Annotated in this window: 20 protein-coding genes; 11 read left to right on the top strand and 9 right to left on the bottom strand. The window is 40.3% G+C overall.

Annotated features, from left to right (window positions below; translation table 11 throughout):
• Window positions 1-60 precede the first annotated feature (60 nt).
• Complete coding sequence (lptG, locus tag D9K81_RS13125; protein ID WP_120373723.1) at window positions 61-1,131, bottom strand: LPS export ABC transporter permease LptG; 1,071 nt, start codon at window positions 1,129-1,131, stop codon at window positions 61-63.
• Window position 1,132: 1 nt separating this feature from the next.
• Window positions 1,133-2,236, bottom strand: a complete 1,104-nt coding sequence (lptF, locus tag D9K81_RS13120) for an LPS export ABC transporter permease LptF (protein WP_120373724.1) — start codon at window positions 2,234-2,236, stop codon at window positions 1,133-1,135.
• A gap of 159 nt (window positions 2,237-2,395) precedes the next feature.
• Between lptF and D9K81_RS13115 the strand changes: the two genes are divergently transcribed.
• From D9K81_RS13115 to D9K81_RS13100, 4 genes are all read left to right on the top strand, one after another.
• Window positions 2,396-3,844, top strand: a complete 1,449-nt coding sequence (locus D9K81_RS13115; RefSeq protein ID WP_120373725.1) for a leucyl aminopeptidase — start codon at window positions 2,396-2,398, stop codon at window positions 3,842-3,844.
• Window positions 3,837-4,244: a DNA polymerase III subunit chi gene (locus D9K81_RS13110; protein ID WP_120373726.1), complete on the top strand. Its 408-nt coding sequence runs from the start codon at window positions 3,837-3,839 to the stop codon at window positions 4,242-4,244. The genes D9K81_RS13115 and D9K81_RS13110 overlap by 8 nt, the downstream gene beginning before the upstream one ends.
• A 36-nt stretch (window positions 4,245-4,280) precedes the next feature.
• Window positions 4,281-4,910: a cell division protein BlhA gene (gene blhA, locus D9K81_RS13105; protein WP_120373727.1), complete on the top strand. Its 630-nt coding sequence runs from the start codon at window positions 4,281-4,283 to the stop codon at window positions 4,908-4,910.
• 118 nt (window positions 4,911-5,028) lie between these two features.
• The gene (locus D9K81_RS13100; protein WP_120373728.1) at window positions 5,029-5,244 is read left to right on the top strand and encodes a hypothetical protein; all 216 of its coding nucleotides are present in this window, start codon (window positions 5,029-5,031) and stop codon (window positions 5,242-5,244) included.
• A gap of 63 nt (window positions 5,245-5,307) precedes the next feature.
• On the opposite strand, the gene D9K81_RS13095 is transcribed toward D9K81_RS13100, so the two are convergent.
• The 7 genes from D9K81_RS13095 to glnK form a co-directional block, all read right to left on the bottom strand.
• The gene (locus tag D9K81_RS13095; protein WP_120373729.1) at window positions 5,308-5,856 is read right to left on the bottom strand and encodes a VTT domain-containing protein; all 549 of its coding nucleotides are present in this window, start codon (window positions 5,854-5,856) and stop codon (window positions 5,308-5,310) included.
• 112 nt (window positions 5,857-5,968) lie between these two features.
• A complete protein-coding gene (locus D9K81_RS13090) occupies window positions 5,969-6,628 on the bottom strand; it encodes a riboflavin synthase (protein WP_120373730.1) in 660 nt (219 codons plus the stop codon).
• Window positions 6,629-6,652: 24 nt separating this feature from the next.
• On the bottom strand, window positions 6,653-7,951 hold the full coding sequence (locus D9K81_RS13085) for a DNA adenine methylase (protein WP_120373731.1): 1,299 nt from the start codon (window positions 7,949-7,951) through the stop codon (window positions 6,653-6,655).
• Window positions 7,948-9,030 carry a bifunctional diaminohydroxyphosphoribosylaminopyrimidine deaminase/5-amino-6-(5-phosphoribosylamino)uracil reductase RibD gene (gene ribD / locus D9K81_RS13080; RefSeq protein ID WP_120373732.1) on the bottom strand — a complete coding sequence of 361 codons (1,083 nt, stop codon included), beginning with the start codon at window positions 9,028-9,030 and terminating at the stop codon, window positions 7,948-7,950. The genes D9K81_RS13085 and ribD overlap by 4 nt, the downstream gene beginning before the upstream one ends.
• 26 nt (window positions 9,031-9,056) lie before the next feature.
• Complete coding sequence (gene nrdR / locus D9K81_RS13075; RefSeq protein ID WP_106983852.1) at window positions 9,057-9,515, bottom strand: transcriptional regulator NrdR; 459 nt, start codon at window positions 9,513-9,515, stop codon at window positions 9,057-9,059.
• Between the two features lie 152 nt (window positions 9,516-9,667).
• Window positions 9,668-11,065: an ammonium transporter gene (locus D9K81_RS13070; protein ID WP_120373733.1), complete on the bottom strand. Its 1,398-nt coding sequence runs from the start codon at window positions 11,063-11,065 to the stop codon at window positions 9,668-9,670.
• A 62-nt stretch (window positions 11,066-11,127) separates the two neighbouring features.
• Window positions 11,128-11,466, bottom strand: a complete 339-nt coding sequence (glnK, locus tag D9K81_RS13065; protein ID WP_004650081.1) for a P-II family nitrogen regulator — start codon at window positions 11,464-11,466, stop codon at window positions 11,128-11,130.
• 274 nt (window positions 11,467-11,740) lie between these two features.
• On the opposite strand from glnK, the gene D9K81_RS13060 reads away from it, so the two are divergent.
• The 7 genes from D9K81_RS13060 (at window position 11,741) to aadT (ending at window position 21,085) form a co-directional block, all read left to right on the top strand.
• Window positions 11,741-11,968 carry an accessory factor UbiK family protein gene (locus D9K81_RS13060; protein ID WP_120373734.1) on the top strand — a complete coding sequence of 76 codons (228 nt, stop codon included), beginning with the start codon at window positions 11,741-11,743 and terminating at the stop codon, window positions 11,966-11,968.
• Window positions 11,969-12,034: 66 nt separating this feature from the next.
• Entirely contained in the window at window positions 12,035-12,892 is an 858-nt protein-coding gene (locus D9K81_RS13055; RefSeq protein WP_120373735.1) for a YifB family Mg chelatase-like AAA ATPase, read from the top strand.
• Between the two features lie 103 nt (window positions 12,893-12,995).
• Window positions 12,996-14,114: a hypothetical protein gene (locus tag D9K81_RS13050; protein WP_121523436.1), complete on the top strand. Its 1,119-nt coding sequence runs from the start codon at window positions 12,996-12,998 to the stop codon at window positions 14,112-14,114.
• A gap of 380 nt (window positions 14,115-14,494) precedes the next feature.
• Window positions 14,495-14,803: a hypothetical protein gene (locus tag D9K81_RS13045; RefSeq protein ID WP_120373737.1), complete on the top strand. Its 309-nt coding sequence runs from the start codon at window positions 14,495-14,497 to the stop codon at window positions 14,801-14,803.
• 376 nt (window positions 14,804-15,179) lie between these two features.
• Window positions 15,180-16,343, top strand: a complete 1,164-nt coding sequence (locus D9K81_RS13040) for an efflux RND transporter periplasmic adaptor subunit (protein WP_077109212.1) — start codon at window positions 15,180-15,182, stop codon at window positions 16,341-16,343.
• Window positions 16,340-19,444, top strand: a complete 3,105-nt coding sequence (locus D9K81_RS13035; RefSeq protein ID WP_269465455.1) for a multidrug efflux RND transporter permease subunit — start codon at window positions 16,340-16,342, stop codon at window positions 19,442-19,444. The genes D9K81_RS13040 and D9K81_RS13035 overlap by 4 nt, the downstream gene beginning before the upstream one ends.
• Window positions 19,445-19,570: 126 nt before the next feature.
• On the top strand, window positions 19,571-21,085 hold the full coding sequence (gene aadT, locus D9K81_RS13030) for a multidrug efflux MFS transporter AadT (RefSeq protein ID WP_020752726.1): 1,515 nt from the start codon (window positions 19,571-19,573) through the stop codon (window positions 21,083-21,085).
• Window positions 21,086-21,187: the final 102 nt, after the last annotated feature.

Below are 21,187 nucleotides of genomic sequence, written 5' to 3'. Positions count from 1 at the left end.
CTATGTTCAAGGCATGGTTAATGCTGTTCATGAACATAGATTTACCCGATTTTTCTTGATCTAACGTGCACGGTGGAGCAAATAACCACCACCGATAAAGATCAATACAATAGGAACAAATACGAACCATGCTGGAGATGGTGAATACACTAAGCTGGCATAACCCAAGAAGTCCTGCAAATAGAAGAATCCAAGGCCCGTAAATAAAGCAATCACCAAACGAAAGCCCATAGATTGCTGACGCAGTGGCCCAAAAATAAATGAACAGGCAATCACCACCAAAGCAATTAAGGCAAATGGCGAACCCACTTTTTGCCAAAATGCCAGCTGATAGGTTTTAGGGACTTGGCTGTATTCATGCATATAGCTCATAAAGCTGATTAGCTGGCTAGGTGAAAGATCTTCGGGATCAAGGGTCACCATGTGCACATATTTCGGCTGTAAAGCCAAAGATAAAGGCTGTTCAACATTTTTGGCTAAGCTGGCATCACCATCTTTTAATATATCCATTTGTTGAACATTGTTAAGCTTCCACGTGCCATTCGATACAAACTGGCCTTGCTCTGCCTCAATCGTGCCACGTAAATGATAAGAATCATCAAAATCAATGACTTGAATATTTTTCAGTTCACCTTTGGAATTCGCATAATCGACATAAATAAAGCGTTGCCCTTCGCGAGTCCAATAACCTTTTACCTCGCCCAGTTCTGCAATAGAACGGTGGCTTTTTACACCTTTGGCTTGCTCATTGGTATAGGGAATAATCCATTCGCTTAAGGCAAATGAGAGCACCACTAAAATTAAAGCAGAACGAATCACCCATCCCACAATACGCCACAAGCTCACACCGACAGAGCGCATCACAATCAGTTCACTATTGGATGCTAATGTCCCTAAACCCAGCACTGCACCAATTAAAGCTGAAATAGGAAGGATTTCATTTAAATAATATGGTGCACCCCACAGCACATAGATAAAAGCATCCCATGCTCCATAATTCGGTTGGAGTGAACCTAGCTCACCTAAATAGGTAAACAAGACCTGCAAACTCGACAAAACGGCGGTTGCACCCAACATGGCAAGTGCAGTCGTTTTAGTCACATGTTTGGCAACAATACGGCGTGCTAACATTTTACGACCTCACTCGCTGAATCTGTTTCTTAATTTTGGGTGCCAATTTTTGCTTACGTGAAAACAGTGCAGCAGCCACGGCATATACCAACAGCACCAATGGATAAGCAAAGATGCCCATCTCACCTTTCGACACTCGCGTTTTAATCGCCATGAGTGCCACAATTAAGCTGGCAAAAATGAGTAAGGCTGGAAATAGTTTTAAGTATCGACCTTGGCGCGGGCTCACCTCAGATAAAGCAGTGGCTAACAACAGTGCTACAACAATTGAAAATGGTACGAATATACGCCAACCTAGTTCACTAGCGACCACAGCATCATCACGGCTATTCCACAATTGCGACATAGGCAGTGCTTCGACTTCAGTACTTTCAAATTGCGCTTCTTTGTTATTTTCTAAGCGTAAACGATAGGTTTGAAATTCAACTTGCGAGTAGCGCGGTCGTCCAGGGTAAATTTCATAACGACGCCCTTCAACCAAATCCACCACATTGGCACCATCGTTATCTTCGACTTCTACACGAGTAGCTTCTTTGGCCAAAATAATGACATCAGGTTTATCAAGTTTGCCTGAACGCTGATAAAAGAAAATATCTTTTAAGTTTTTACGGTCTTCAGACAAGTCCCCCGCGTAGATAGTATAGGGCCCCGAAGGAATAAACTCCTTAGGACGCACCAAGTCAAACCCTGCGCGTACCGCTTGCGTGGTTGTCAATGCTTCAAACTGACGCAATCCCCAAGGTGAAGCCCACATCATTAAGAACATTTGTATCGCCAAGAAAACCGCAGTCATTGGCACCAAAATACGCGCCAATTGATTACGACTTACCCCACTACTGTTCATGACCGCCATTTCATGGTCGACATACATCCGGCCAAACACCAACATCAGTGCAATAAAAAGGCCCAATGGAAGAATTAAAGTGAGAAACTCAGGTAAGCGATAGCCAATAATGCTAAAGAGAATGCCTGCATCCAAACGCCCCTGCGCTGCTACGCCAAAATACTTGATTAGCCGGCCGCCCATCATAATTAAGGTCAGTAAAGCAATCACTACCAAGGACGTCGACACAACTTGCTTGACCAAATAACGCCGAATAATCAAATTAATTCTTCCAGAAAATTGGGTAATAAAGACTAGCGCTATTTTACCCGAATGTTGAAAATATAAAACCTATACCCATGTTGCACATTGAAACTCTATTCATGAAAATGTTTCAATGGTTTAATGGTTTGCAAATTTTAAAAGGCATGAATTCCGCATATGAAACTTACTATTAATACGTCATTCCAAGAGAATGCGTCTAGCCAATTTTTGTTGATATTAGTAGATTCTGAGCAACTTCAAAATGCTTCAACTTCATACAAAATCAATGACTTAGAAAACATTATAGAAGCTGCGCAATTTAAAGCAAGCTTCAATGAAACTTTAGCTCTTAATGGTGTTGTGGCTGAAAGTCGCTTATGTAGCTTAGTGGGTATTGCAAAAGCGACCGAACTTAATCCTGCGAAATTGGCTAAATTAGCGCAAACGATTATCAAAACTTCACAAAAAAAATTCAAACAGATCAGTGTAGATATTTCGGCATTGCCAGCAGAGCTACATTATTTGTTCGCTTTGAGTCTTACGCAAGCAAGCTATGCATTTGATGAATACAAATCAAAAAAGAATGAATTTGCACTTGAACAAGTAAATCTCATCACAGCATCAAGCTCACTAACAGACAATCAACTACAGCTGGTACACGCGATCCAATCGGGTCAAAGCTTAGCACGTGACCTTGGTAACCGCCCTGGCAATATCTGTTTCCCAGAATATTTAGCCGATCAAGCTCTGGCGCTTGCTGCTGAATTTCCAGACTTACTCAAAGTAACAGTATTAGATGAACAACAAATTGCTGATCTGGGCATGGGTGCATTCCTTGCAGTCAGTAAAGGTTCAGATCGTCCAGGTCGTATTATTACCCTTGAATATCAAGCACAGCGCACTGAAGCGCCTGTCGTATTAGTAGGTAAAGGTATTACTTTTGATACAGGCGGTATTTCACTTAAACCAGGCGCTGGCATGGATGAAATGAAATACGATATGTGTGGTGCTGCATCTGTATTGGGTACGCTTCGTGCACTCTGTGAAGCAAAACTTCCACTGCATGTAGTAGGTGCAATTGCAGCTGCTGAAAACATGCCTTCTGGCCATGCCACACGTCCAGGCGACATTGTGACTACAATGAGTGGCCAAACAGTTGAAATTTTAAATACCGATGCCGAAGGTCGCTTGGTACTGTGCGATACCCTCACTTACGTTAAACGTTTTAACCCTGCCCTTGTGATTGATATTGCAACATTGACTGGTGCATGTGTAGTTGCACTTGGTTCAGTACTTACAGGTATGTTCAGTTCAGATGATGAATTGGCTGCTGACTTAGTGGCTGCAGGTCAAACATCATTTGACCGTGTATGGCGTATGCCAGTCATTGAAGACTATCAAGAACAACTCGACTCACCTTTTGCTGATATTGCCAACATTGGTGGTCCAAAAGCAGGTGCAGTGACGGCAGCATGTTTCTTGCAACGTTTTACGCGTGAATACCGCTGGGCACATCTAGACATTGCTGGCAGTGCATGGAACTCAGGTGCAAATAAAGGTGCAACAGGTCGCCCTGTACCATTATTGGTTCAATTCCTTGCAAATCGCGTTGCAACGAATGGCTAAAATTAGCTTTTATTTGTTTGAAAAAAGTCCTGAACGGCAAGTCGAAAGTGCTTGCCGTTTAAGTCGTAAAATCCTTCGTCAATCTGCACGTATTTGGTTTTACTGCAATGACTTAGGATTCAGACAACAGTTGGATGAACGCTTGTGGACCTTTGACGAAGCCAGCTTCATCCCTCACGGTATAGACCAGATCGATGCACCTGTGTGCATTTCAGAGCATTTGCCAGAACAAGATGACTGGATTGTATTTAATTTTAACAATCAAGCGCTTGAACAATGCTCTCATTTTAGTCACATTATTGAAATTATAGAAAATAATGAAGACGCCAAAACGATTGGCCGTGAAAAGTTTAAGCAATACCGTCGTTTAGGCATAGCTCCACAAACCTATAAGCTTTAACGCGACTTATAATTAATTAAATAAGGAGATGCTGTAGTGGCATTAAATGTTGGTCCAGATTTTAAACAGCGCTGGTTAAACGTGCCTGATGCTGTACGTCAGACCTTTATTGATGACCTCAGCCGTATTTGCGATGTGCTGAAGCCAGAAAGTCAGATTCAAGAATGGCTGATCATAGATCAAAAGCAACAGCAAATGTCTTTTGAAATTATTGAAGAAGCTTATGCCAAACGCAAAGCCGAATTGATTGAAGAAGCCCGTTTACGTAAGCAGCTGGCCCTAGAAAAAAAGCTGGAAAAAAAGCGTGCTGAACAATTGGCTTATGTAGAACGGCTAAAACAAGATGAAATTCGCCAATATGTCGAACAGAGCCAAACGCTTGCGCTGATTCGCCAAAATATTGACCGTGAAATTCAAACTTATACTGCGCGCTATCATAAAAACCCTGAAGGCATTGCGTTCAATTTTACACAAAAGCTGTCTGTACCCGACCATGCAATGTTGTCGGAACTAGAAAGCGTTCGGGTGCGTTTAGAACTTGAAGCAGATAGCTTAATTGAAAAATCAGTAAATGCTTTTCGTGCGGAACTGAAAGCTGCAGCCCAAGAAGAAATTGAGTATATTTTAAAAAATTCAAATTTTTCAAATGATAAATTTGAATCTTAAAATAAACTTAAAAAATTCTTTGGAATGGATAAGCTGTCATCAAACTGACATATAATTGCAACAAGATGTTCATAGGCCAGCCATAAGCATGGCCTCATCCTTTCATCAGGAGTCTAATATGGACATCTTAAGTGACATTACTCAAAAAATATCGGCATTACCGACTGGGGAAACATGGGAAATTTCGGCACGCTCACTGTGGTTGAGCCATTCCGACTTTCATTCCATCCGCATTTTTTTAACCCGTGAAGCTGAAAAAGGATTTTTTTCAATTCTAAACACGGAACATTTGGCCTCAAATGCCACGGCTACGCTTCAGCTCATCAAGCACTAAGTACAGAAAAAAAGCCTGCAACCTTTGCAGGCTTTAAACTTTTTGGGGTCATATATCGCTGAATTAAGGAATTAACTCAGCAACTGCGGATACGGTATGCCCCAAACCATAACCAATCCCCAACAATAACCCAATCCAGATTAAACCACCCACCACATTATAAAAGCTAAACATTGCAAAGTTCATGTGAGCCGAGCCTGCCGCAAAAGGTGCAAAGGAACGTACAAAAGGAACAAAGCGCGCGACTAAAATCGTTTTGCCACCATGCTTTATAAAATAACGATTCGTTTTTGCTAAATATTCGGGCTTAAAGTAACGGTTATGCTGATTGAAATATTTCAATCCCAATACACTGCCCGTGTAGTAGTTGACGCTATATCCCAAAACCGATGCAGTAAATAGCAGAAGAATCATATAATGCAAATGCACCACTTCCGTGGTCGAACACAATGCCCCTACCGCCAGAAGCAAACTATCTCCAGGCAAAAAGAACATAAATACTGAACCCGTTTCTGCAAAAATCACCAAAAACAAAATGGCATAAATCCACAAACCGTATTGTTCTAACAGCATGGGTAACCATTGTTCTAAATTCAGTAAAAAATCAATCATCAACCCAATCCAATTTATGCAATCACGTTCATCACGAGCGCATTATGACCTAAAATAAAAAAAACAGTCCAATCTTTCAATCAAACTGTTCATTTTTACCACATTATTTCTTTTATTTTAGGAAACCATTTTCAGCCAGAAAATCTAAACTGATTTTCGACTCGGCCTTCGTTTCAGCCGCTTTATCACCTAACAATAAACGTTCTATATAACGTGCGAGTACATCGACTTCTAAATTCACACGCGTACCTGCTTTCCACGTGCCAATATTAGTACGCTCAGCAGTATGCGGAATTAAATTCAAACTTAAGACATTACCATTAAGATGATTGATGGTCAGGCTAATGCCATCCACTGTAATCGAACCTTTTTCGGCTAAATATTTTGCTACTTCCGCAGGTGCAGTCACTTCAAAATACAAAGAGCGTGCATCTGAGCGTAGCAGTGTAATCTCACCGACTACATCCACATGACCAGACACAATATGTCCACCAAAACGCGTCGTTGGAAGCATCGCCTTTTCGACGTTTACAGGCTGGCCCACTTGCCATGTACCCAAGGTCGTACGATTTAAACTTTCACGTGATACATCTGCTGCATACCAATTGGAACCCCAATCAATCACTGTCAAACAGATGCCATTGGTTGCAATTGAATCACCTAAATGCACATCCGACATATCTAAATCAGTTTGAATGCGTACACGCACATCGCCTCCAACATTTTGGATGCTTTCGACCTGACCTAAACTCTCAATAATGCCTGTAAACATACGCTTCTCTAAACTGTATTTGTTTTACCACAATGCCAATTGTGTGCTGACATCGGTTGTATCTACACCACCAAGCTCTGCAAAATGATGCAACTGCCCAAGTAACTGGCGTATTGGTGGGCCTGATTTAGCATGTGTATCGGTAATCACAATAAATTCCAGTACACGTGCCCGCTCAGACTGACGCTGCTTACTCACACGATAACGCGGTACATCTTGCGTTAACAAAGTCACACGTCCACGTTTTAAATTGGCCTGTAACAAGTCCGTGGCACTAATATTTCCATCTGTAGAGTAACTGGTCAAAATATAACGTGCATTAATGGTTTCGACTAATTTTTCATAGGCTTCTTTAGCATGCTTTGACGAGTTATACGGACTTGGACGCTCTTTACGCCATGCACGATCAATACCGCTCTTAAAGCCTTTGGTATCAGGTGTTGGTAAATCGACTTGATCCCACAAAGTTAGCGCATTGAGTACATGATAGTTTGAACTATAAGCATGTTGGTTATACGGCGGATCTAAATAAGCCACATCCACTTCAAAACCACTCATTTGGTTCGCCAAATGCTGTGAATCTACACACCACATTTCAGCGGCTGGCTTTTTCGGATCACCAATTTCACAGAAGCGACTTGGCGTCAGCCAAAGTAATGATTCAATACGCTCTAAGGCTGTCTGTGTTTTACCACCCCAACCATGATGGAAACTCTTGAATACCCCAGAGGTATTACTAACAAAGCTTGCCGAATACAGTAAAGGCGCAAGCAATGCCGACATTTCAACATCGTTAATCGCACCTTGAGTTTGCCAAGTTGCAATTTGCTGACGAATCGCATCAAGACGCATACCATTACGGCGTTTGAAGAACAAACGGTCACGGCTTGGATCATAAATTTCGTCATTGCGTGGACATAAATTATGCGTTACCCAACCCTTAACTTCAGGTAAGCGATTAAGATAATCAATGGCTTTTTGATAACCACCTAATTCTTTAAATGCAGGTGCATCTACACAAGACAGTACAGCACTATTTAATGCATGACTATACGGTTCCCAGTCATTGGCAATGACACGATAACCATTTTGGCGTGCTAAACGTGACACCACACCCGAGCCTGCAAAAAAATCGGCAAAAATTGGTGCACGGCCATCTTCACGATTCAATGTGCCTGTTTGCTCAAGGGCTTCTAAAATCAAATGCAGTAAACGACGCTTGTTGCCTAAGTACGGCACCAATTGATGAAAAAGATATTCATCTGTGGTACGTGCTGCATGGCGACGTTTATGATAAACCGTAGACGTAGACTCTGTACTCATACTGACTCTGGAATAAGGCTTAAGCGAACATCTTGACCCAATTGGGCAACATGCTTGAGCTTGAAGCGAAGTTGTTCTGCCATCACACTAAATTCAGCATTAAACATGGCACGTGCTGACGCCCCTAGAAAGGTGGGTGCAACATAATTAATTAATTCATCTACCAGTTTTTCTTGTAAAAAGGCAGTGGATAAGGTTGCACCTGCTTCAATTAGGACATCATAAATTTGATACTGCTGCGCCAAAAGCGAGATTAAATCAGTTAAAGATTGAACTTCGATCTGTTCTACACCTAAATCTGCCAGTTCCTGACGATATGGCCCCATCACCATTAAAGTTTCAGGCTGTTCACATAGTTTAGCTGTTAACGGCAAGCGACCTTGTCGATCTAAGACTAAACGCTTGGGTTGCACAACTGTGCTGAGGTCTATATCTGCTGATAATTGGCGTACATTCAGCTGGCAGTCATCAGCCAAAACCGTTTCAATACCCGTAATGACCACACCTGAAATAGCACGCCAATGTTGTACATCCAAGCGTGCTTCTGAGCCTGTAATCCACTTCGACTCACCCGATGCCATGGCAGTACGACCATCTAAACTAGACGCCACTTTTAAGCGCACATAGGGCTGACCCGTGGCCATCGCTTTTAGAAAACCTAAATTAAGCTGGTGGGCTTCTGCTTCACATATACCCACTTCAACTTCAATACCTGCATCTTTTAAAATTTGAACACCTTTGCCTGCAACCAAAGGATTCGGGTCTGGGCAAGCCACAACGACTTTGGCCACACCTGCTTCAACTAAGCCTTTTGCGCAAGGCGGTGTACGTCCGAAATGTGCGCAAGGTTCTAAAGTGACATAGGCTGTCGCCCCTTGAGCTAGATCACCTGCCTCACGCATGGCAAACACTTCTGCATGAGGTTGTCCTGCTTTAGGATGAAAACCTGCACCCACCTGCTTGCCATCCTTTACCAATACACAACCTACATTTGGATTAGGACGCGTCGAGTATTGTCCAAGCTGTGCCAGCGCAATCGCACGTTGCATCCATATTTGGTCTTGGCTCAGCTCTGACATGTTGTGTGTATTCCTATATCTTTCACTTATTGATCGCGGTGTTGCATTTGTTCGATTTGACGACGAAATGCTTCCACATCTTGGAAATCTTGATAGACCGATGCAAATCGTACATAAGCCACATGATCTAAGGCAAATAAAGACTGCATTACAATTTCACCAATGGTCCGTGATTTCACATCTCTTTCACCTAAACGGCGAATTTGCAGTTGAATATCACTCAAGACTGTTTCGATTTGTTCTTGGGTCACTGGTCGTTTTTGTAAAGCGTGTAGCAATGAACGTCTTAATTTTGCCTCGTCAAATGGCTCATTTTTACCATCCGACTTAATGACACGTGGCATAACCACTTCATAACTTTCAAAAGTTGTAAAACGCTCGCCACAGCAAATACATTCGCGGCGTCGGCGAATTTGACAGCCTTCGGCAGCCAAGCGCGAATCGATCACTTTACTGTCTGCAGCGTTGCAAAATGGACAATGCATAGCGGGTTAATTGAACAATTTTGTATGGCCTCAGAGTGTAGCAAAAATTGTGAGCTTTGTAGAGCATTACGCAACATATAGAAAAAAAACAGCCCTTTCGGGCTGTTTTACACAATATATTGATATTAGATGATCAGCATAATGTTGAATTTTTATTCTACGCGTTCGCCATGTTGGCTTAAATCTAGACCCATGCGTTCGTCATCAGCTTCTACGCGAATACCAATCACAAGATCAATCACTTTAAGAATAATAAATGTTAATACTGCTGAATAAGCCACGGTAGCAAGTACACCTTCTACTTGTACCCATAATTGATGCATCACATCTGTTGGGGCTTTATCACCCATAATGAATGAGCTTGCAAAGAAAGCAGTTAAAATCGCACCCACAATACCACCCACGCCGTGTAAACCAAATGCATCGAGTGAATCGTCGGCTTTTAATACGCGTTTTAGTGCTGTAATACCCCAGAAGCACACTACACCACCAATAAGACCCATCGCTAGCGCGCCACCAACAGTGACAAAACCTGCAGCTGGTGTAATTACCACCAAACCTGCAACTGCGCCTGAAGCACCACCAAGGACAGATGATTTACCACGAACCACTTTTTCAGTAATTAACCATGCGATTGCTGCTGCTGCCGCTGCAACTTGTGTTACCACGAGTGCATAACCCGCAGAACCATTTGCACCCAATGCAGAACCGCCGTTGAAACCGAACCAACCCACCCATACAAGGCTTGCACCTACAACAGTCAGTGTAAGGTTATGTGGTGCCATAGATTCACGACCTAGGCCCATACGTTTACCAAGCATATAAGCCGCTACTAAGCCTGCAACACCCGAGTTAATATGAACAACCGTACCACCTGCAAAGTCAAGCGCACCATCGTTACCTAACCAACCACCACCCCAAACCCAATGCGTAATTGGGGCATACACAATCACGCTCCAAAGCGTAATGAATGCAACAAATGCACCAAACTTCATACGTTCTGCAATCGAACCTGTAATAATGGCTACAGTGATGATGGCAAAAGTCATTTGGAAAATAACAAAGAGAATTTCAGGAATTGTGCCTGTGAGCACTTCTGTAGTAATACCTGAAAGCATGACTTTATCTAAACTACCAATAAAAGCATTGCCTTCGCTAAATGCCAGCGAATAACCAACAATTACCCATGTTAAGCTCACAATACCTGCAGCCACAAAGCTATGCGCCATGGTGCTTAAAACGTTCTTTTTACGGACCATACCGCCGTAGAATAATGCAAGACCAGGAATAGTCATTAATAAAACAAGTGCAGTAGACACTAAAATCCACGCCGTATCACCTGTGTCCAGTTTTACTTCTTCTTCTGCTGGTGCTGGTGCAACTTCCACTGGTGCAACGGTCTCAGCGACTGGCGCCGCTGAGGTAGCCTCAGTTTCTACAACTGAAATTTCTTCTGTAGGTGTCGGTGCTGTTGCAGCTTCTTCAGCCCATGCAACAGAACCGCCTAAGAGTGCGCCAGATAGACTGAGCGCAAGCAACATCTTTTTCATTCGTATCCCCCAACCTAGTTTTTGTGAGTTATTAGGTACTCAGCAAACTTCGTGCCAATTAATTAGACAGCGTCAGCACCTGTTTCGCCGGTACGAATACGGATAACTTGTTCTAAGTTAGTCACGAATATTTTACCGTCGCCAATTTTACCTGTGCTTGCAACACGGGTAATTGATTCAATGACTGAATCAACCATTTCATCACTAATCGCAATTTCAATTTTTACTTTTGGTAAAAAATCAACTACATACTCAGCACCACGATACAATTCAGTATGACCTTTTTGACGGCCAAAACCTTTTACTTCTGTGACCGTGATACCTTGAACACCAATTTCAGACAATGCTTCACGCACGTCATCTAATTTGAATGGTTTTACAATAGCAGTTACAAGTTTCATGTTTGTTTTCCTTCGGCTTATTTCACCTGTAAGGTTTTATGTTCAATTTTCATGCCAAAGTGACTAAGGTCGGGGGAAAATAGAAACTTTGAGCATGAAGCTTATGTATAACCTATTTTATACGTTTAATTTAGTCTTGAACGCGAAAATTAGACGTTTTTACCATAAGAATTACGATTTTAAGTATCGATTCATACGATATAATCGGCCAAAGGCTATAGCCGAACCTGTGTGAATGCTACACTCGCTATTTTATGATTGGATTAGACATAAAATGATTGAAACCTTATTACAAGCTATTCTTGAGCAAGTCGAACAACCCAAAAAAGACCTCGAACACAATATACGAGCGCTATTAAATGAAGCGGTCAGCAAAATGGATTTGGTCTCGCAAGCAGAGATTGAACGTCAACGAACAGCTTTAAATCATGCTAATTCACGCTTAGATGCACTCTTAGGACAAGTTGCACAACTCGAAAAAGAATTACAGAATAAAAAATAAGCACCAAATAAGTGCAAAAATAGACGCATAATGATTAAAAAAAACGCACTATAATGGAACAATAATATGTCTTTTGCCAAAATTTATACCCGAGGGCTCTTGGGCTTGCATGCACCTTTAATTGAAGTGGAAGTGCATTTGAGTCAAGGCTTGCCCTCTTTAACTATTGTGGGCCTACCTGAAGCTGCTGTTCGCGAGAGTAAAGACCGTGTTCGTTCGGCCATTATCAATAGTGGTTTTCAATTTCCAAATAAACGACTAACTATTAATTTAGCCCCAGCAGACCTACCTAAAGATGGTTCACGCTTAGATCTTCCCATTGCTTTGGGTATTTTGATTGCCTCTGGGCAATTGTCTGAGCATGCGGCTGAAGGTTTAGAATTTGTTGGGGAATTAGCACTTGATGGTCATTTGCGCCCAATTACAGGCATATTAAGTATAGCCATTGCTTGCCAACAACTGGGACACCCACTTATTGTGCCCCAGCAAAATGCCGCGGAAGCCGCCCAATTACCCAATTTTGAGGTCTTTGCAGCAGGGCATTTAAATGAAGTCTGCGCACATTTGGCTCAACAAACACCGATTACAGCCTACACTGCTCCCATAAGCTCTAGTATAGGCCAATACAATTTTGATTTAGCCGATGTCAAAGGCCAACTTCGCCCACGACGCGCCCTCGAAATTGCAGCGGCGGGTGGCCACTCTTTATTGTTCAAAGGCCCGCCCGGTACCGGTAAAACTTTATTGGCTTCGCGCTTGGCAAGCATATTGCCACCACTCAATATGCAGGAAAATATTGAAGTCGCCAGTATTTATTCTATTGCCAATAGCCAGCATCATTTTGGACAACGCCCCTTTCGAGCCCCACACCATACGGCATCTGCAATTGCTTTAGTCGGAGGGGGTTGTCACTTACAAAAATAAAAGCTAGTTTACAAAAATAGAAGCTAGTCAAATATATAAAAATAGACTATTAATAACTCATAATTTCTTTTTTATAATAACCTTTATTAGAGTATATTCTGATATGACCTCTATTGACTCATTTCCTGATGATGAAATCGAACGAGTTGTCTACCTATATAGTTGTTTAAAGTTAAATTCGAGTTCTGAATCTGACAATATATTAATTGAAGTTCTACTTGTTGAGCTTGATGCGGCAAACCCTAATCGTTTAAATGTATCTGAAAATTCTTACAACAAATATGATGTCACTTTTCGAGATTTGGATACAGTACAAATTGGCACAATATGGAAAGGCCAAACACGAATAGAGGGAAGAAAATTCTCTTTTAATAACTGTCTGAGAACAGTTAATTTTGAGTTTGATTTTTCCATTAACGAACCAAAGATCATTAGATTTGATGCTAAGATTCCTGATTCAGACGAATACTACTTATATAATGAAAAAATATTCATTCCTAAAAATGAATACAGTGCAAATGTGCCTTTTAGATATTACCCATTTTTAATGAGTAAATATTGTATTTTAAAATCAAATGATAATATCGAAGTACTTACAAGTTGTATTCATTCACTCCATGCTTTTTATATCCCTGCAAGAAAGGACATTAGAGGCCATATCATCAATGAAAATTACAGTATTTCACATATAGTTGATTTATTTTTAGAAAAATATGAAATTCAAAATGTTGAAAATGTTGAAAATGTTGAAAAAATATCTGTTGTACTGAAAAAAAATATGGTTAAAACCATAGGAAAAGAAGCGATCACATTTTTGGCAAATCTAGCACTAAACAAAAACACCCAAGAAAAAGTGCTAAATATACGAAATTCGTTAAATGACATAAAACTCGATAAAACTGGAAAGCCATATCCATCTAGATTTCCTAGTGTAATTCCTCCGCATTCAACAACAATGAGCTTAACTGCCGAAGGTATTTGGCTTGAAAATGGAAAACGATTTTTAATTACACACGTATCTAAAGTTTCTCCTATTGCTGATTTTCCTATAGTAGCTTATGCACCTGTAACAGAATCAGAGGAACAGATAGAAACCATTGATAAAGATAAAGTTCATAGACAAGGTCGAAACAAAAAAAACGCAATAACACTCGTATCAACACCCAAGAAGACCCATCTCACAACAGAGGTGAAAATAAAAAACAGACTGATATTTCAGTAGATTTTACTGACTTCGATATTGAGATTATTGAAGAAGTAATTGAAACTGAATCAAATATACAATATATTGAAAGTAAAGAAAAAAATGAAAATAAAGATGAAGAATCATCAGGCAACCGTTATGGCAATAGAAAGAATAAACCTACAAAATCTGAAAATTCAGAAAAAAAACCGAATAAACTAGATGTAGATGATCTTGCTCTTATATTTAGTAGTTTAAAAAACATTGAAGCTAAAAAAGATTCTACTAAATTAACTAAAGTATCTTGCATTGATCAAAGTGGAAATCTTTCAGACACCTTTTCACTTTTACAGATAAAGCCCATCGTTAAATTCCCTATTCATAATACTTGGATTAACGATGACGTTGGAAGATTACTTTTGTTTTTAAAGTTAGAGTTAGCCGAATTTCATGATCATCTTTACCTTATTGATATTAAGAAAAATAACAAAAATAATGAAGCATTTTGTTTTTTTCTATTTATTACCAAAGAGATGCTTAATGAAAAAAATATAACCATGATTTGTGAAGCAATTGAGGGGAAAAAAGGAACAAAAAAATGGTTCGATATTTGCAAGACTAACTTCAATCAAAAAAGAGCCATGAAGCACATGCATACTGACCAAGCTGATTGGGTTGCAAGTTTTAATAAAATTTTCAAAATATTAATAAAAAAGAAAAAATTATAAATAGAGAATTAAATTTACTAAAATATGCTTCGTATTTATTGAAGAATTACGAAGCAGCTTGTTTTAAAACTTCTACTTCAAAATGATCCATTAGCTTCTTTATTACTTCTTTTTAAATAGATAACTCATATAAAGAATAGTATGAAATATATCTAAAACTTCCAACAGGTTTCTCAATCAACCAATATTAATAAAGTTATTATAAAACAATAATTTAGCTTAACAAAATCAAGTGTTTATTATTAATAATAGTTTCAGCCAAATTAAAATTACTTCCCATTTAACAGTTTTCTCCACACAATCTCCACATAACATTAGCAATTCATAAACACTGCTATTTCAAAATAGTAGCATCTAAAACTCTCTCTGAAAAAACATGCAAACATGTCATCATTTAATAAGTTCAATACTTATTACAACTGTACTTTTGATCGGCTGTACACAATCCAAAGATGCTGAACAGTCCGCAGCAGAAATGCCGCCGGTGGTGGTCAGTACCATCACTGTATTACCGCAATCTATGAATGTAATTGAAAATCTTCCCGGCCGTGTTACAGCTTACCGGATTGCTGAAATTCGTCCGCAAGTAGGTGGAATTGTTGATAAAGTGCTTTTTAAACAAGGCTCTTATGTGCAAGCAGGTCAACCACTTTTTAAATTAAATTCTGAAATCTTTCAGGCAGATGTAAAAAGCAATCAAGCTACTTTAAACCGTGCACAAGCTGAGGTGACACGTTTGCAGGTGCTGTTAAAACGCTACACTGAATTGGTAAAAGTAAATGCGGTTAGTCAGCAGGAATACAACAATACGGAAGCAGATTATAAAAAAGCAAAAGCCGATGTGGCGCAAATGCAAGCTATGTTAAGTAGACAGCAGCTCAATCTTAAATATGCCACTGTCACAGCACCCATCTCAGGAACGATTGGTGAAATCTTAGTGACTGAAGGTGCATTGGTTGGTCAAGGCGATAGCAATGCGATGGCCGTAATACAACAGATTAATAAAGTCTACGTCGATGTAAAGCAATCAATTAGTGATTATGAAAAGCTACAGGAAGCTTTGCAGCAAGGTGACGTGTCAAACATCAAACATACGGTTGAAATCCTGAATAGTCAGGGTAAACCTTATAATGTCACAGGTGAAATCCTATTTTCAGATACTAAAGTTGATCCTGACACGGGTGATGTCACGATTCGTATTCTAGTCAATAATCAAAATCAAAAACTTTTGCCAGGCATGTATGTTCGAGTCAATATGAGCCGAGCTCAAGTTGAAAATGCGCTGTTAGTACCTGAACAAGCGATTCAACATGATATTAATGGTAAAGCCAATGTTACGATTGTTAATCAAAAAGGTTTAGCGCAAAGCAAGCCTATTCAGCTTGGTCAACGTTATCAAAATAGCTATGTAGTAACACAAGGATTACAAGCAGGCGAAAAAGTTATTGTTGAAGGCGCTGATCGTATACAGCCTGAGCAAAAACTAAAAATTAAGCAGTGGCAACCTACAAATACTCAGGAAAGTGGAGGCAAGAAATAATGTCTCAATTTTTCATTAAGCGTCCTGTTTTTGCATGGGTGATCGCTTTATTTATTATTTTGTTAGGTGTACTCAGTATTCCCAAGTTACCTATTGCAAGATTTCCGAGTGTTGCGCCACCACAGATCAGTATTACTGCAATCTATCCAGGTGCTACCCCAAAGACACTGAATGATAGTGTTGTGACATTGATTGAGCGGGAAATGTCAGGTGTCAAGAACTTACTGTATTACAGTTCAAGTTCGGATAGTTCTGGAACAGCAACAATCACCGCAACCTTTAAACCAGGCACAGATGTAGAACTGGCACAAGTTGATGTACAAAACAAAATTAAAGCCATTGAGTCGCGCCTACCCCAAACAGTTCGACAACAGGGGCTGATGGTTGATGCTGCATCATCTGGTTTTTTAATGATGGTGGGGTTGAGTTCACCAAATGGCAAATATAGTGAAATTGATGTCAGTGACTATATGACTCGCTATGTAATTGAAGAATTAAAACGGGTCGAAGGTGTTGGTAAAGTCCAAAACTTTGGTGCTGAGAAAGCCATGCGAATTTGGGTCGATCCAGACCGCTTGGTCTCTTATGGATTGAGTATTCAAGATGTGAATACAGCCATCCAAAACCAAAACTTGCCGATATCACCGGGTCGTATTGGTGATGTTCCTGCGTTGAAGGGGCAACAAATCACCATTCCTTTGACTGCTCAAGGTCAATTAGAAACTGTAGAGCAATTCAAGAACATTAGTTTACGTGCTCAACAAAATGGTGCCATTGTTCGATTATCGGATGTTGCTCGTGTCGAAATTGGTGCGCAAATGTATAACTTTGCGATTTTAGAAAATGGTAAAGCCTCTACAGCTGTGGCGATACAAATGAGTCCTGGTGCCAATGCTGTTAAGACTGCAGAGGGTGTAAAAGCAAAAATTGAACAATTAAGTCTAGCATTGCCTGATGGTATGAAATTCTCTATACCTTACGACACTGCACCTTTTGTAAAAGTTTCGATTGAAAAAGTAATCATGACATTGCTTGAAGCTATGGCTTTAGTTTTTATTGTCATGTTTATTTTCTTACATAATGTTCGATACACCTTAATTCCAGCGATCGTTGCACCGATTGCATTGCTTGGCACATTTTCAGTCATGCTACTTGCAGGTTTTTCGATTAATGTGCTGACCATGTTCGGCATGGTGCTTGCGATTGGGATTATTGTCGATGATGCGATTGTGGTCATTGAGAATGTTGAACGAATTATGGCGACAGAAAGTTTATCTCCAGTTGAAGCCACATCTAAAGCCATGAAGGAAATTACCAATCCGATTATTGGTATTACCTTAGTGTTAGCCGCTGTATTCTTGCCGATGGCATTGGCGTCAGGCTCGGTGGGGATTATCTATCGCCAATTCACCATTACCATGTCAGTTTCCATTTTATTCTCAGCTTTCCTTGCATTGACATTAACCCCTGCGTTATGTGCAACAATGTTAAAACCGATTGATCAAGACCATCAGAAAAAAGGTGTTTTTGCATGGTTTGATCGCAGTTTTGAGAAGCTGAACAATCGCTACGAACGTAGTTTATTTAAAGTAATTAAACATAAAACCCTCGCAATGTTATGTTTCTTAGGCATTGTCATTGTGCTGATTTTTAGTTTTAAACACGTTCCGACTGCGTTTATGCCAGAAGAAGATCAGGGGTGGTTTATGACTTCAATTCAGCTTCCTGCGGATGCAACTCAAGAACGTACCCGTAAAGTCGTTGCTGAGTTTCAAAATCATTTAGACCAAGAAACGGGTATTAAAGACAATATGGCAGTCTTAGGTTTTGGTTTTAGTGGTTCTGGTCAGAATACAGCGATGTATTTTACTAATCTATTGCCATTCGAAGAGCGTACTATTACGGCACAAGAAGTCGTGAATAATGCAAATATAGCGATGGCTGAAAGTTCAGAAGGTCAAACCATGTCTGTGTTACCACCAGCCATTGATGAATTAGGTAACTCATCTGGTTTTTCACTGAGATTATTAGATCGTGGCAATATTGGCATGCCTGCTTTAAGAGAAGCGCAAGATCAGCTTTTAGCATTAGCAGCACAAAGTAAAATCGTGGCGGAGGTCTATCCTGAAGGTTTGCCAGATGGCAGTTCTGTACAGCTTAAAATTGATAGAGATAAATTGCAGGCATTAGGTGTTAATTTCAGTGATGTGACCGATATTATTTCAACCTCAATGGGTTCGATGTACATCAATGACTTTCCAAATCAAGACCGCATGCAGCAAGTCATAGTGCAGCTTGATTCCAAATCACGCATGAGTATTGAAGATATTCTTCAGATTAAAGTGAACAGTCAAAGCGGTAAATTGGTTTCAATGTCTGAAATAATTACACCCATTTGGCAACATTCACCACAACAATACAATCGTTACAACGGTCGTCCATCATTGAGTATTTCTGGCAGTCCAGCAGCAGGTGTATCTTCAGGACAAGCCATGACTGAGATGGAAAATTTGATTAAACAGCTTCCGAAAGGTGTGGGTTATGAGTGGACTGGGATTTCTCTAGAAGAAAAACAGTCGGAATCACAAACCTTGTTTTTATTACTGTTGTCGATGTTAGTCGTTTTCCTTGTCTTGGCAGCACTTTATGAAAGCTGGTCAATTCCATTCTCTGTGATGCTAGTTGTCCCTCTAGGGTTGATTGGCGCCTTTTTAGCAGTAATGTTACGTGGTATGCCAAATGATATTTTCTTTAAGGTCGGCATGATCACGATTATTGGTCTATCTGCAAAGAATGCCATTTTGATTGTTGAGTTTGCAAAAGCATTAAGAGAAGAAGGAATGGGTTTAGTGGAGGCAACCGTTGCAGCCGCTAAATTGCGCTTACGTCCAATCCTAATGACATCTTTGGCATTTACCTGTGGCGTTATTCCTTTAGTCATTGCCAGTGGCGCTAGTTCTGAAACTCAAAAAGCGATTGGTACAGGCGTCTTTGGCGGCATGATCAGCGCAACAATTCTAGCTGTTATTTTTGTACCGATTTTCTTTATTGTCGTCATGAGCATGGTTGAGAAATTCTCGAAACGTAAAGCGGCACATTAAGCATCAAAACTGAGAATAAAAGCTAAATATAAAAGCTGTGGGTTAACGAGTTTAGCCCACAACAAATCTTTCATTTACATCTTTATTTCAGAATTGATTTAATAAACCATCAATATAGGTTTGATCATGAAAGCTACGAATCTTGATCCGAAACGCTGGTGGATATTGCTCGCTGTCGTGCTTGCATTTCTGCCGATTGTGATTGATATGACTGTACTGCATGTTGCGGTTCCATCATTAACCCAATCATTGAGTGCCTCAAGCAACCAAGTCTTATGGATTATTGATATTTATCCATTACTTATGGCTGGACTTTTAGTTCCGATGGGAACTTTGGCTGATCGTGTCGGCAATCGTAAGATTCTGCTGATTGGCTTGGTTATATTTGGAATTGCCTCAGTCCTTGCGGCATTTTCCCAAACGGCTTCTATGCTGATTGCCGCACGTGCTTTATTAGCATTAGGCGGTGCCATGATTATGCCCTGTGTATTGGGTATTATTCGCAGAACCTTCGAAGACAGTCGCGAACGTGCCATTGCGCTGGGTATTTGGGGCACAATCGGATCAGCCGGTGCCGCCATTGGACCGCTCATTGGTGGTGGATTGTTAGAATATTTCTGGTGGGGTTCAGTTTTCCTCATTAATGTCCCAATCATGTTAGTTGTCGCCCCAATGTGCTATTTCTTATTATCCAAAAATGAAGCTGTAACCTCTGGACATTGGGCATTTGGTCAGGCGCTATTGCTAATTTTCGGTTTGGTTTCATTTGTATATGCGCTCAAAGCAGGCTTAGGCGGTAAACAGTCGTTGTTAATTGTCCTTCCTTTAGTCATTTTTTCTATTGGATTATTAACCATATTTGTACGCAAACAGCTGAATTCTCCTCAACCGATGCTAGATCTTTCACTATTTTCACGCCCTGCTATTTTAGCAGGCATTATTATGGCAATGGTTGCTGCAGGCGCTTTGGCAGGTGTGGAATTAACCTTAGCGATGGAGCTGCAATATGTCATTCGTTTAACACCACTACAAGCTGGTCTTTTTATGGTTCCGATTATGGTTGCTGCTGCTATTGGTGGGCCTATTGCTGGATTTTTATCTAATAAATTCGGACTGCGTCTAGTTGCAACATTTTCATTAATATTGGCAGCAATTGCGTTGATCAGTTTGAGTTATTCAGATTTTCATCATCCGGGAATTATTGTTCCCTTTATTTTAGCTTCAATTGGACTCACTCTAAGTATCGGTTTAACAGCTTCATCCATTGCGATCATGGGCTCAGTACCTGCAGAAAAGGGCGGTGCGGCAGGTTCACTTGAAAGTACAGGTTATGAACTGGGTACAGGACTAGGTATTACTTTATTTGGTGTTTTCATGGCCTATATATTTGGCAGTCATCTTCAAGTGCCGTCAGATTTAACTGCTGTTTTAGCAGAAAAAGCCAGACTATCGATTGGTGATACCTATTTAGTGGCGAGCCAGTTACCCGTTGAACAAGGTACAGCATTGATTAACGCAGGTAAAATTGCCTTCAGTTCAGCTCATGTTAATTTATTATTAACAGCAGGGATTATCATCGGCATACTCTCCATTGTGGTATTTTTTATGCTAGCGAAATATCGAGATGAGAATTCATTGTAATGAAATTTATTTGAGGATCATCAAACAGAATGGTTAAGTTCAGACATCAATTTATCTTAAATTTATGGTTTAAATGAAGCCGTATTGATCTGAACTTAACAC

It is taken from the genome of Acinetobacter chengduensis (assembly GCF_003664645.1).
Lineage (GTDB): Bacteria > Pseudomonadota > Gammaproteobacteria > Pseudomonadales > Moraxellaceae > Acinetobacter > Acinetobacter chengduensis.
This window is presented reverse-complemented; position numbering and strand designations above follow the sequence as displayed.